Below are 12,474 nucleotides of genomic sequence, written 5' to 3'. Positions count from 1 at the left end.
CATCCTATCCTGCCATCAAATGACAATTATGCCAACTCTTCTTTCAGAAGTTTAGCCATCTCTCTGAGCGCTTTTCCTCTGTGACTAATTGCATTCTTTTCATCCGCCGATATCTCAGCACTTGTCTTCTTGTATTCGGGAAGATAAAAGATCGGATCGTAACCAAAACCGTTTGCTCCGGCAATCTCGTAGCCTATTATGCCTTCCATTGTTCCGACTGTAAAAATTTTTTTTCCGTCAGGGAGAACAGCTGAAATGGCACATACAAATCTCGCGGTACGCTCGCTGTCGGGAACTCCGTTTAATCTCTCTATGAGATTGTTGTTCTTCTCGGTATATGATGTTTCTTTTCCCATATATCTTGCCGAATATACACCCGGCTCGCCGTTTAGATAGTCAATCTCAAGTCCCGAATCATCAGCAAGAACTATCGTCTCTTCCGCTTCTTTCGGGAACTTATCCTTAATGATCTGTGCAATCGCAGATGCCTTGATCATTGAGTTTTCCGCAAACGTCTTACCGTTTTCTTCCACGTCTTCAAAAACGCCTGCTTCTTTCATCGAGATGATCTCTATATTCAGAGTATCCAAAATCTCGCGTATTTCCTTCAATTTGTCGTTATTTCCGGTTGCAAATACTATTCTCATTCCATCTCCTTATAGCCGTCTAAAATCGCCTGATAGATGCCCTCAGCGGCCTTTTGCCTGTAAGAGCCCGTAGCAAGCTTCTCCGCATCCTTATTTCCCGTCAGATATCCCAATGAAATCTTGGCGGAAGGAACTCCGGAGTTTTTGATAAGAGCCTCGCTCTCGTCACATTCATATATTCCAAGCGCCGTGTTTCCCGTATTGTCCGCGCAGCTACGCTCCACAATATCGGCAAATCTCACGTTGCTAAGATCTCTTATAAAATAAGTTCCGTTGTAATATGTTTCTATTCCGTTGTTGTCTTTGTCTTCAGAATCAGACGTAGCTATCTTGACAGCCATATCGGCGCAAGATTCTTTGATCAGCAGCTCTTTACTCTCATCCGAAATATCGGTATCCGTCATATGGGTAAAAAAGAACTTGACCTTGTTCTCCACATCTTTTTCCGCGATACTGCGAAGTCTCTGCGCAACATCAAGCGTGACCTCATTTTCGGACAGACCTGCTGCCGACAAAATTCCGCCAAACGTCGTGTTTATCTCAGGATCGATAAGGACAACTTTGTCATATCTTTCCTTTGGTTTAAAAAACTCGACCTCAATCGTACTGTGATCGGTAAGCGCGCTCTCATTTGCATAAAAGCCGTCAAGTTTAAAATCAAGGCACACTCTGCCCGCATCGTTTTCTGTATGGCAAACGGCGCTCTCCAGAATATCGTTATCCGAAACAATCGCATTGTCGCCGTAAAACCCCTCTTCTCTACAGTCAACGTAGATAAGAAGTTCATGGTCGGAATACCTGTCTTCAAGCTTGATATCCTCAGAACTTACGCTCTTTGCAAGAGGAATGATAAGTTTCATCTTTCCGTCTTCCGGCTCTCCTTTTTGGATCAGCAGGTCAAAAGATTTTCCCGAATTAACACTACTCACGGGCATTTCTGCGGCATCCGTTATAAGTATATGTTTGGTTGCGGATCTGTGAAGCATAAGCGTGATAGAAACAACACCGAATACTGCTGTCAGAACCGCTGCTTTTCTCATTTCCTCTTTTTTCATGACAATGGCTCACTCGCTTCTTCTTGGAGGCTTGGGTCCCATAAACTGATAAAAGTAAGTCTTGATCATTCCGTTATAAATTTTTCTGTTCTTATCAGCTTTTTTGCCTATATATTTTTCAGCCTGCTCATAGCCTGTTATAAGGTACATCGACCACGCGTCAAGGCTCTTGTATCTTTCTCCTATTGTCTTGTAAAGCTGCGGAAGGATTTCTTTTTCACCGATTCTCTCACCGTACGGAGGGTTCGTGATAATAAATCCGTATTTCTTCCTGTGGCTTAAATCCGCTATATCTCTGGCCTGGAAGTGAATCATGTTCTCAACACCCGCTTTTTTGGCGTTGATCCTTGCAATCTCAACCATCTCGGGATCAAGATCGTAGCCCTGAATATCGACATCAATATCTGTGATTATCTCTTCCTGAGCCTCTTCTCTTACATCCTTCCAGTTCTGAGGTGTAATAAGATGTGTCCAGCTCTCCGCGGTAAAGTTTCTGTTCATTCCGGGAGCTATATTTGCCGCCATCATCGCAGCTTCGATAGGGATAGTTCCGCTTCCGCAAAAAGGATCCACAAGTATTCTGCTGCCATTCCAAGGTGTCAGCATAATAAGCGCAGCCGCAAGATTCTCGGCGATAGGTGCCTTGGATTCAAGCTTTCTGTAGCCTCTTTTGTGAAGGGAATCACCTGTCGTATCAAGCGCCACAGTGACTTCGTCCTTCATGATAAAAACTCTGATCGGATAGCTCTCCGCATCCTCCTTAAACCAGTCTGTGTGATAACTGAGTTTAAGCTTTTCAACTATAGCTTTTTTAGTAATTGATTGAATATCTGAAGGGCTAAAGAGTTTGCTCTTAACGCTTGATGCTTTTTTTACCCAGAACTTTCCTCGCTCGGGGATAAACTCTTCCCAAGGAAGTTCCTTGACTCCCTGGTACAGCTCTTCGAAAGACTCTGCGCGGAATGCTCCTACTTTTATGAGTATTCTCTCCGCAGTTCTAAGACCAATATTGGCACGGCATACTGCATCCGCATCGCCCGCGAAAGTTATCCTGCCGTCCGAGACCTCAGTTATATCGTAGCCAAGATCTATTATTTCTTTTTTGAGTACCGCCTCCAGGCCAAAGTGGCAAGGGGCTATCAATTCCATCTTTTTCATACCAAATTAGTATACCAAAAAGAAAAAAGCGTATCAATCCGATACGCTTTTAAGTAGTAATGTGAGTGACAAGATTCGAACTCGCGACCTTCTGGTCCGTAGCCAGACGCTCTATCCAGCTGAGCTACACTCACATAGTGTCGCCTGCGGCAACAAACTATATTATATGTACCGCAGGCGTCTTTGTCAATAATATTTTTTTCAACTTCCGTAAGGCGAATAGCTGTTTTTCTCTGCCGCTTCGGCGGCTTTGGTCTGAGCAACAAGCTTTTCCATATCGGGTCTCGCAAATTCGAAACAAGCAAGAAGCTTGGGTGAGAACACACCGCATTCGCCGTCCTTGATCATCTCATAGGCTTTATCCACAGGGTATGCGGATTTGTATACACGATCGCTCACAAGCGCGTCATATACGTCTGCAATGGCTGTGAGCTGAGCTCCTATAGAGTTCTCTTCGCCCTTGAGTCCGTCGGGATAACCTCTTCCATCATATCTTTCGTGGTGGTGTCTGCAGATATCAAGGCATGCTTCATAGTATTCTTTATCCTGAATATCTTTGAGCTTCTCGATTATCTCGCACCCTCTTGTCGTGTGAGACTTCATTACTTCAAACTCTTCCGAAGTAAGTCTTCCGGGTTTAAGAAGGATTGAATCGGGAACCGAGATCTTACCTACATCATGCATGGCGGAAGCCTGTGTTATTACCTCTATCATGTGAGGTGTAAGACCGAGCTCCGGATAATTGTTCATCGCCGTAAGAGCAAGTATTCGCACGAATCCTTTTATTCTCTTAAGGTGATAGCCCGATTCCATATTTCTGAACTCAATGATCGTTGCTATTGTATCTATGACTTTTTCGTTACTGTAACGAAGTTTTTCTTCCTGTTTCTTAAGGTAGATGAACTGCTTTTTCAAGACTCTCGTCTGATCGTCCACCTTGGTCTCAAGATTGTTCTTATGATCGTATAACTCAATCGCTTTCGAAACGCGCCTGTCTACGATGACAGGATCGAAAGGCTTATGGATCACATCCGCCGCGCCTTTCTCATAGCTGGTTCTTTCTGCCTCGGTAGACGTATCCGCAGTGATCATGAGCACGGGAATTTTCTCGTTTAAGTTGTCCTGGCTTACCATAGATTCCAGAACAGCATAACCGTCCATTCCCGGCATGATAACATCAAGCAATATGGCAGCAAGCTTTGAGCGCTCCTGATTGATAAGTCTCACAGCTTCACTTCCGTCACTCGCCTCTATGATGTTGTACTTATCTTTAAAAATCTCTGCAAGGATACCTCTGTTAATGTCATTATCATCAACAAGCATAATTGAACGATCAGCCATCAAAAGCCTCCATGAGTTTTAAGTCATTTATCGCTCTACAATTGCAGCGCAGCCCATTCCACCGCCAACACAAAGAGTTGCAAGTCCCTTATGAACATCTCTTCTCTGCATCTCATACAGAAGTGAAACAAGAATTCTGTTTCCGGAGCATCCAACGGGATGTCCGAGTGCAATTGCTCCACCGTTTACGTTAAGTACATCTTTGCTGAATCCGAGGTCATGCTGAACAGCCACTGACTGTGCGGCAAAAGCCTCATTTGCTTCGATAAGATCAAAATCACCGATTGAATATCCGGCTTTTTTCATAACTTTCTGAGTTGCTGCTACAGGTCCGATTCCCATGATGCTGGGCTCTACACCTGCAAGCTCTCCGGCAATCCATGTTCCGAGAGGCTTAACACCAAGCTCTTTTGCCTTCTCTTCACTCATAACGATTATTGCCGATGCGGCATCGTTGATTCCCGAAGAATTTGCCGCAGTAACCACGCCGTCCTTCTTGAACGCAGGCTTAAGGTGTGCGATACCTTCAGCTGTAACGCCCTTTCTCGGGCCTTCGTCCGTGTCAAAAATGATTGTCTCTTTCTTTTTCTTTATCTCTACAGGAACGATCTCTTCCTTGAATTTTCCGTCTGCAATTGCTTTCTCAGCCTTGTTCTGAGACCATGCTGCAAACTCATCAAGCTGCTCTCTTGTAAGATGCCACTGCTCTGCGATGTTCTCTGCTGTGATACCCATGTGATATCCGCCAAAAGCATCTGTGAGTGCGTCTTTAATCATAGCATCCTGAAGTTCTCCGGATCCCATACGATATCCGTATCTTCCCTGCTGCATAAGGTAGGGAGCCATTGACATGTTCTCCATTCCGCCTGCTACGATGATATCAGCATCGCCCATTCCGATAAGCTTTGCTGCAAGGTTAACGCAATGAAGACCCGATCCGCACAATACGTTGATTGTTGTAGCGGGAACCTCAACAGGAATACCTGCGTTTAATGCTGCCTGTCTTGCGGGATTCTGCCCAAGTCCTGCCTGGATAACACATCCCATATATACTTCATCAACCTGTTCAGGTTTAACTCCTGCACGGTTAAGTGCCTCTTTGATAACAATAGTTCCAAGTGCCGGAGCAGGTGTTGTGCTAAGTGCTCCCCCCATTGTTCCGATTGCTGTTCTGCATGCTCCTGCAAGTACTACTTTTCTCATGTGTCTACCTCCAAAATATACACTGTATCAATTATTATTTTATCACTTTAATGATAAGCTCTCAACGCATTAATGTATACACTTTTTCTCATTAAAGTCCATGTTCCTCTAACAGCTTTTCGTCTCCGAGAACATCTTCCGTTCTTCCGTCGGCAACTATTGTTCCCTCGTCCAAAAGAATCGTTCTCTCACAGGTATTTCTCACAAAATCAAGGTCGTGCGAAGCTATGATCTTAAGCCCGCCGATTCCCGTGAGCACCTTGATAAGATTTTTCCTGTTCCTCGGATCCAAGGCTATCGAAGGTTCATCCATAATTATTATATCGGGTTTCATCGAAAGAATCGTTGCTATCGCCGCAAGTTTTTTTTCACCGCCCGACAATTTGTATGTCTTATTATTTCTAAGCCGCTCTATTCCCACAAGTCTAAGCGCCTCTGATACCCTTTCTTCAACTTCTTTCTCAGAAAGCCCGTAGTTACGAGGGCCGAATGCCACATCGTCTTCGACCGTTGACAAAAAGAGCTGGCTGTCCGAATCCTGAAAAACATAGCCGATATGCTCTCTTATATGGTCGAGATTTTTTTTGCACATCTTATGTCCCGCAACGGTTATGTCACCCGTGTAGTTCATATACAGCCCGACCATGAGCTTCATTAGCGTCGATTTGCCGATTCCGTTCGCACCGACAAGCGCGATACTCTCACCGTAGCATGCCTTAAAAGAAATGTCTTTTAAGACCACATTGTCTTTTTCATACGAAAAGCTCAAGTTCTCTATATTCAAAAGTTCACCGTTTACTCCGGTTTTCATAACGCACCTCACTCAAACCATTTTTACCCATCATATTCACAAAGCTTATGCGCCAAACACATGAAACCTTATGAGCAAAAGAACTGTTGCCCAGACAAGCGGATATATCACATCAAGTTTTTTTACCCCCTTTTTCTTAGGGATAAAATCGCCCCTAAATCCGCGAAGGAGCATACTCTCATATACAATCTGCGCCTTGTCCATGCTGCGAAGAAGCCACTGTCCGACCAGAGTGCCCCAGGATCTGTATTCGATGCCTTTTTGCCCCGGCGCCCTTAACCTGTACGCAGTGTATATCCTGTCCGCTTCGCCCGCCATAACATCAATATATCTGTATATCAGCATTATGACAATAACGATTATCTTGGGCACCTTGATGCTCCTAAGCGCGTAACAGATATCATCTATGGAAGTCGTCGCAACAAGAGCATAGACCGCAAACACCGTGTACAGTCCTTTGATGACAAGCGTGACCATTGATACTATCCCGCCGCGCACCGCAAAGCCCGCGACCGGCACGCTGCTTTTGTCAAAAAAAGGATTGAACACTCCCACAAACATTACAAGCGGCAAGATCAGTCTCATTCTGTAGATTCCCTCTTTTACCGAGAGTTCGCCAATGATAAAGGTAAAGATAACGTACACCGACATAAGAATAAGCGTGACCAAATCGTACTTTCCAACCGACGTCACCAAAAAAATGTACATAATGCTAATAAGCAGCTTTCCCAAAGGATGAAGGTTATTCATCCAATGAGAACGCTGCTGAATGTCTTGTAGTCTGTTCAGTTCTAAGATTTTTTTCTCAATACTGTCCATTAAGCTGTCTGAGTCTCAGTCTTTCTTCTAAAGAATCTGAATGCATAGCAGCAAGCTGCTGAAAGTCCGGCAACGATAAGCGCTCCGACAATTCCCGAAAAGCTTGTTCCCGCTGCCGCTTCGCTGTCGGGGAATGCATAATCGGGCAAAAGAGATGTCGTCTCTTGGATTGCTTCCGCTGTCTCGTAAGCCTGTCCCTGAGCTTCAAGCTCTGTTGTTCCTGCAACCTGCTCCATGGACCACTCAAGTCCGTCAGGGAATGCAGATGCAAAAAGTGAAACAACGCCGCCGCAAAGTGCTGCTGCTACCGCTATCGTAATGATTGTTTTCTTAAATGAAAGCTTAGCATCCCTTTTCTCTGTGCTCTCGCCGATTCCCCAGAGAAGTTCAGGTCTTGCTTCATGTATAAATATAAGAACCGCAGATGTGATAAGCCCTTCCACGAATCCTATTGCAAGGTGGATTGGCTGCATTGTTGCAACAAAAGTCGAAAAAGGAAGTTCAGTGATTCCCGATATCAATGTCTCCATAGTAACCGAGAATGCTCCAAGCTGCAATGTCAGAACACATCCAAGTATCGATGCAAGTGCAATTTTTATTTTCGTAGCGCCTTTCTTCATGATGGGACGCCATATCAAAAGAGATCCGATAAAGCACCCGTAGAACGCCATATTCCAGATATTACATCCAAGCGCCATCAGTCCGCCGTCTGCAAACAACAGGCACTGAACCAGCAGCACTCCTATCATTGTAAGAAATCCCGCGAATGGTCCGAGCATCGCTGAGAGCATCATACCTCCGCAAAGATGTCCCGATGAACCTGTACCGGGGATTGTGAAATTAAGCATCTGTGTAGCAAATACGAATGCTCCCATAACTCCCATTACCGGGATCTTGGATTCATCACTTTCCTCTCTTACCTTCTTTACAGAAACTCCGGCTGCTCCTGTAGATAATACATACATCGTTCCGGCAACCGCCGGAGCAACCAATGCGTCCGCCATATGCATAGCCATATCCTCCAATACTGTTATTTTTTTAACACCATAAATGAGTATACGGCAGAATAAAAACGCTCCACAAGCCCCCTAGGGGGTTCGTGGAGCACTTTTTTACTTGTTTGCAAGAGCTTCCTTAATCTTCTTTGTGAGTACAGGAAGGATCTTGTTAAGATCTCCTACTACACCGTAATCAGCTACGTCAAAGATAGGAGCATTCTCATCTTTGTTGATAGCGATGATGATGTCTGACTCTTCCATACCTGCAACGTGCTGGATAGCACCTGAAATACCAATTGCAAAGTAAAGTGCGGGACGAACAGTCTTACCTGTCTGTCCAACCTGAAGATCCTTGGGCTTCCAGCCTGAATCTACAACGGCACGTGAACATGATACTGTTCCGTTAAGAACCTCTGCAAGGTCATCAAGAAGCTTGAAGTTCTCTGCAGAACCAACTCCACGACCACCTGATACGAGGATCTTAGCAGCCTGGATATCAGCTACGCTTGTAGCTTCCTTTACGATCTTAACGATCTCTGTATAGCAATTGTTCTCTTCGAATCCGGGATTGAATTCAACAACTTCTGCCTTAGCACCCTTGATAGGATCAATCTTCTGCATAACGCCCGGACGTACTGTAGCCATCTGAGGACGGAAGTCAGGACATGCGATTGTAGCGATTGTGTTTCCACCGAATGCAGGACGTGTCATAAGAAGCTGTTTGTGCTTCTGCTCCTGATTCGGAACAGGATTGATCGGGAAATCACCGATCTCAAGACTTGTACAGTCAGCTGTAAGTCCTGTATGTACTCTTGATGATACTCTGGGACCAAGATCTCTACCGATTGCTGTAGCACCAACAAGGAGGATCTCAGGCTTGAACTCATCGATAACAGATGCAAGAGCGTGTGTGTAAGGCTCTGTTCTGTAATCCTTAAGAGCAGGATCGTCAACAACGATAACTCTGTCAGCACCGTACTGTGCAAGCTCGTCAACAAGACCCTTTACTCCACTTCCAAGTAATACTGCAGTAACTTTCTTCTCATCAAGATCTTCTGCAAGATTCTTTGCTTTGCCCAGAAGCTCAAGTGCAATGCTTGAAATTTCATTGTCAACCTGCTGAGCAAAGATAAATACACCTTTATATTCTTCTAAAGACATGACGCTTCTCCTTTTCCTATGTTAATTAAACGATATGCTTCTCTACAAGCTTACCCATCAGATATTCAACTGCTTCATCAGCAGAGTCAAGAACAACCTTCTCTCCCTGACCCTTCTTAACCTTGTCAGAAGCCTTTGCAATCTGTGTAGGTGATCCCTTAAGTCCAAGGTTAGAATCATCAACGTCCTTAAGATCTGCTCTGCCCCAAACTGTTACTTCCTTCTCGAAAGCATCGAAAATTCCGCCGGGAGTCATATATCTGGGCTCGTTGAGCTCTGAAAGAGCAGTTACAAGGCAAGGCATCTTAGCCTTTACAATGTGATATCTGTCTTCGAACTGTCTCTTAACTTCTACAGTCTTAGCCTTCTCATCAACTTTGATCTCTTCTGCGTAAGAGATAACAGGAAGGTTAAGGTGCTCAGAGATCTGAGGTCCAACCTGAGCTGTATCTCCATCGATAGCCTGACGGCCTGTGATGATGAGATCATACTCAAGGTTTCTGATAGCACCTGCGATAGTTGAAGATGTTGCCCATGTGTCAGCACCGCCGAGTACTCTGTCTGTTACAAGGATTCCCTTGTCAGCGCCCATAGCAAATGCTTCTCTAAGTACAGCCTCAGCCTTAGGAAGTCCCATTGTAAGAACTGTAACCTCTGCGCCGTACTGATCTTTTAATCTAAGTGCTGCTTCAAGTCCTGCCTTATCATCAGGGTTCATGATTGCAAGCATAGCACCTCTATCCAATGTTCCATCGGGTTTGAATTTAACGCCGCCCTTTGTATCGGGAACCTGCTTAACGCAAACTACAATTTTCATTATTTTTTCTCCTTTATAGTCTTATGTTCTTCATAAGGAAGTTCTGCTCTCGCACTTCGTGCTCGCCAGAACTAAGTAGTACACTAGGCTCGAAAGGACCTCGCCAAGTGATTACTTATGATTACTTCAAAAGTGCGCCAGAGATAACCATTCTCTGAACTTCTGATGTTCCTTCGTAGATCTCTGTGATCTTAGCATCACGCATCATGCGCTCTACTTCGTACTCTCTGATGTATCCGTAACCACCGTGAAGCTGTACAGCCTTTGTTGTAACATCCATAGCAACTTCTGCAGCATAAAGCTTAGCCTTAGCAGCTTCTACGCCGTAGTATGCCTGATTCTTCTTTGCATCAGCAGCCTGATATACAAGAAGCCTTGCAGCTTCACACTGTGTAGCCATGTTAGCAAGCTGGAACTGTGTGTTCTGGAAAGCGCCGATCGATCTTCCGAACTGCTTTCTCTCCTTAACGTACTCAACAGTTCTGTCAAGTGCGCCTTCAGCAATACCAAGAGCCTGAGCAGCGATACCGATACGTCCGCCGTCAAGAGTGTGCATTGCGATATTGAAGCCCTTTCCGCGAGCACCGAGAAGGTTCTCAGCAGGAATATGGCAATCCTGGAAGATAAGCTCGTATGTAGAAGAACCACGGATACCCATCTTGTTCTCCTTTGTTCCGAATGTGAATCCGGGAGTTCCCTTCTCAACGATGAATGCTGAGAACTTCTTCTGCTTTCTTCCCTTCTTATCTTCTACGATATCTGTGTAAGCGATGATGATGTAAACATCAGCAACCTCACCGTTTGTGATAAAGCACTTAGAACCGTTAAGGATCCACTCTTTACCATCTTCTGTAAGAACAGCCTTAGTCTGAACACCCTGAGCATCTGTTCCTGCCATGGGCTCTGTAAGACCGAAAGCACCAAGTTTCTCACCCTTTGCAAGGGGAACAAGGTACTTCTGCTTCTGCTCTTCTGTACCATATGTCATGATAGGGTCACAGCAAAGTGATGTGTGAGCTGATACGATAACTGCTGTAGTACCGCATACTTTAGCAAGCTCCTCTACACACATAGCGTATGTAAGGGGATCACATCCCTGTCCGCCGTACTCCTTGGGAATCGGAATACCCATGAAACCGAATTTCTGCATTTTCTTTACAGTTTCGATAGGGAATTCCTCTGTCTCATCAACGTCTATTGCATGTGGCTTAACTTCTTTTTCTGCGAATTCTTTGAAAAGAGCTCTCGCCATTTCATGTTGCTGATCAAGCTGAAAATCCATTATAATTTCCTCCAAATTTTTTCTTTAAATAATAATTATTTTTCATAATGAGGTTCTGCTCTCGTGCTTACAAAAGCAGAAGTTCTGCTCTCATACTTAAAAAGCAGAGGTTCTGCTCTCGTGCTTACAAAAGCAGAAGTTACACCTCGTTTTACTCGGCGTAACACGTTCGAACCAGACTCGAAATTACCTCGTCAGGTTCTCACAGCCGCCAGGTGATTACTTATCAGTAGGCACCTTGTTTCCGTCTGCGTAATTGTAGAAGCCGATTCCAGTCTTAACACCGAGCTGCTTACCACGAACCATCTTACGAAGAAGAGGGCAAGCACGATACTTAGAATCGCCTGTCTCTGAGTAAAGAACATCCATGATAGCAAGAACGATATCAAGTCCGATGTAGTCACCAAGCTCAAGGGGTCCCATAGGATGGTTACATCCAAGCTTCATAGCTGTGTCGATACCCTGGATATCTGAAACACCTTCTGAATATACGAAGATACCTTCGTTGATCATAGGAACAAGAATTCTGTTAACAACGAATCCTGCTGCCTCGTTAACCTGTACAGGAGTCTTTCCGAGATCCTCAGAAATCTTCTTGATCTTGTCAACCATATCTGCAGGTGTGTTTGCACCCTGGATAACTTCAACAAGCTTCATAACAGGAGCGGGATTGAAGAAGTGCATACCGATGATAGGCTTTGTAAGTCCCGATCCGATCTCTGTGATTGAAAGTGATGATGTGTTTGATGCAAAGATGCAATCAGGATTCTTAACGATGTTATCCTGAAGCTCTTTGAAGAGGTTCTTCTTGATATCCATAACCTCAAGAGCAGCCTCAACTACAAGATCAGCATCAGCACAGATGTCGTTAAGACCTGTCTGAATCTTTCCTGTGATCTTGTCAGCCTCTTCCTGAGTCTTCTTTCCCTTAGCAACCTGCTTATCAAGTCCCTTCTTGATCTTAGCAAATCCGCCTTCTGCAAACTCAGTCTTGATATCGCAAAGATATACTTTCTCTACGCTCTCAGCCTGAGCAAAAGTCTGAGCAATTCCTGAGCCCATTGTACCTGCGCCAATAACAGCTACTTTCATTATAAAATCCTCCTATATATAAATTATTATGTGTATATACTATTTCCCTATCGGAAGTTCCGCTCTCGCTTCGCTCGCCGGAACAAAGTA

Annotated in this window: 12 protein-coding genes and 1 tRNA gene; all 13 read right to left on the bottom strand. The window is 44.6% G+C overall.

The window, feature by feature from the left end; translation table 11 throughout:
• Positions 1 to 26: 26 nt before the first annotated feature.
• The gene (locus G628_RS0113240; protein ID WP_027209340.1) at positions 27 to 647 is read right to left on the bottom strand and encodes an XTP/dITP diphosphatase; all 621 of its coding nucleotides are present in this window, start codon (positions 645 to 647) and stop codon (positions 27 to 29) included.
• On the bottom strand, positions 644 to 1,702 hold the full coding sequence (locus G628_RS0113235; RefSeq protein WP_026667176.1) for an N-acetylmuramoyl-L-alanine amidase family protein: 1,059 nt from the start codon (positions 1,700 to 1,702) through the stop codon (positions 644 to 646). Before G628_RS0113235 ends, G628_RS0113240 begins: the two co-directional genes overlap by 4 nt.
• Positions 1,703 to 1,711: 9 nt before the next feature.
• Positions 1,712 to 2,860, bottom strand: coding sequence for a THUMP domain-containing class I SAM-dependent RNA methyltransferase (locus tag G628_RS0113230; RefSeq protein WP_027209339.1), 1,149 nt, complete (start codon positions 2,858 to 2,860; stop codon positions 1,712 to 1,714).
• Between the two features lie 60 nt (positions 2,861 to 2,920).
• A tRNA-Arg gene (locus G628_RS0113225) sits at positions 2,921 to 2,994 on the bottom strand.
• Between the two features lie 67 nt (positions 2,995 to 3,061).
• Entirely contained in the window at positions 3,062 to 4,201 is a 1,140-nt protein-coding gene (locus tag G628_RS17490) for an HD domain-containing phosphohydrolase (RefSeq protein WP_034462165.1), read from the bottom strand.
• Between the two features lie 27 nt (positions 4,202 to 4,228).
• Positions 4,229 to 5,404, bottom strand: a complete 1,176-nt coding sequence (locus tag G628_RS0113215) for an acetyl-CoA C-acetyltransferase (RefSeq protein WP_026656774.1) — start codon at positions 5,402 to 5,404, stop codon at positions 4,229 to 4,231.
• 91 nt (positions 5,405 to 5,495) lie between these two features.
• A complete protein-coding gene (locus G628_RS0113210) occupies positions 5,496 to 6,215 on the bottom strand; it encodes an energy-coupling factor ABC transporter ATP-binding protein (RefSeq protein ID WP_026667174.1) in 720 nt (239 codons plus the stop codon).
• A 45-nt stretch (positions 6,216 to 6,260) separates the two neighbouring features.
• Positions 6,261 to 7,034, bottom strand: a complete 774-nt coding sequence (cbiQ, locus tag G628_RS0113205; RefSeq protein WP_026667173.1) for a cobalt ECF transporter T component CbiQ — start codon at positions 7,032 to 7,034, stop codon at positions 6,261 to 6,263.
• Entirely contained in the window at positions 7,034 to 8,044 is a 1,011-nt protein-coding gene (locus G628_RS0113200; RefSeq protein WP_026667172.1) for an energy-coupling factor ABC transporter permease, read from the bottom strand. The genes cbiQ and G628_RS0113200 overlap by 1 nt, the downstream gene beginning before the upstream one ends.
• A 102-nt stretch (positions 8,045 to 8,146) precedes the next feature.
• Entirely contained in the window at positions 8,147 to 9,193 is a 1,047-nt protein-coding gene (locus G628_RS0113195) for an electron transfer flavoprotein subunit alpha/FixB family protein (protein ID WP_026656772.1), read from the bottom strand.
• 25 nt (positions 9,194 to 9,218) lie between these two features.
• On the bottom strand, positions 9,219 to 10,010 hold the full coding sequence (locus G628_RS0113190) for an electron transfer flavoprotein subunit beta/FixA family protein (protein WP_026514598.1): 792 nt from the start codon (positions 10,008 to 10,010) through the stop codon (positions 9,219 to 9,221).
• A gap of 121 nt (positions 10,011 to 10,131) precedes the next feature.
• Positions 10,132 to 11,292, bottom strand: coding sequence for an acyl-CoA dehydrogenase (locus tag G628_RS0113185; RefSeq protein ID WP_027209338.1), 1,161 nt, complete (start codon positions 11,290 to 11,292; stop codon positions 10,132 to 10,134).
• Positions 11,293 to 11,511: 219 nt separating this feature from the next.
• The gene (locus tag G628_RS0113180; protein ID WP_026656770.1) at positions 11,512 to 12,384 is read right to left on the bottom strand and encodes a 3-hydroxyacyl-CoA dehydrogenase family protein; all 873 of its coding nucleotides are present in this window, start codon (positions 12,382 to 12,384) and stop codon (positions 11,512 to 11,514) included.
• Between the last annotated feature and the right edge of the window lie 90 nt (positions 12,385 to 12,474).

Origin of the sequence: Butyrivibrio hungatei NK4A153, assembly GCF_000424465.1 — a bacterium.
In the GTDB taxonomy this organism is placed as follows: Bacteria; Bacillota; Clostridia; order Lachnospirales; family Lachnospiraceae; genus Butyrivibrio; species Butyrivibrio hungatei_A.
This window is presented reverse-complemented; position numbering and strand designations above follow the sequence as displayed.

What these genes read in the sequence shown, in the direction of transcription:
- G628_RS0113240 (WP_027209340.1), bottom strand. Translation starts at nt 647, where the DNA reads ATGAGAATAGTATTTGCAACCGGAAATAACGACAAATTGAAGGAAATA.
- G628_RS0113235 (WP_026667176.1), bottom strand. Translation starts at nt 1,702, where the DNA reads ATGAAAAAAGAGGAAATGAGAAAAGCAGCGGTTCTGACAGCAGTATTC.
- G628_RS0113230 (WP_027209339.1), bottom strand. Translation starts at nt 2,860, where the DNA reads ATGAAAAAGATGGAATTGATAGCCCCTTGCCACTTTGGCCTGGAGGCG.
- G628_RS17490 (WP_034462165.1), bottom strand. Translation starts at nt 4,201, where the DNA reads ATGGCTGATCGTTCAATTATGCTTGTTGATGATAATGACATTAACAGA.
- G628_RS0113215 (WP_026656774.1), bottom strand. Translation starts at nt 5,404, where the DNA reads ATGAGAAAAGTAGTACTTGCAGGAGCATGCAGAACAGCAATCGGAACA.
- G628_RS0113210 (WP_026667174.1), bottom strand. Translation starts at nt 6,215, where the DNA reads ATGAAAACCGGAGTAAACGGTGAACTTTTGAATATAGAGAACTTGAGC.
- cbiQ (WP_026667173.1), bottom strand. Translation starts at nt 7,034, where the DNA reads ATGGACAGTATTGAGAAAAAAATCTTAGAACTGAACAGACTACAAGAC.
- G628_RS0113200 (WP_026667172.1), bottom strand. Translation starts at nt 8,044, where the DNA reads ATGCATATGGCGGACGCATTGGTTGCTCCGGCGGTTGCCGGAACGATG.
- G628_RS0113195 (WP_026656772.1), bottom strand. Translation starts at nt 9,193, where the DNA reads ATGTCTTTAGAAGAATATAAAGGTGTATTTATCTTTGCTCAGCAGGTT.
- G628_RS0113190 (WP_026514598.1), bottom strand. Translation starts at nt 10,010, where the DNA reads ATGAAAATTGTAGTTTGCGTTAAGCAGGTTCCCGATACAAAGGGCGGC.
- G628_RS0113185 (WP_027209338.1), bottom strand. Translation starts at nt 11,292, where the DNA reads ATGGATTTTCAGCTTGATCAGCAACATGAAATGGCGAGAGCTCTTTTC.
- G628_RS0113180 (WP_026656770.1), bottom strand. Translation starts at nt 12,384, where the DNA reads ATGAAAGTAGCTGTTATTGGCGCAGGTACAATGGGCTCAGGAATTGCT.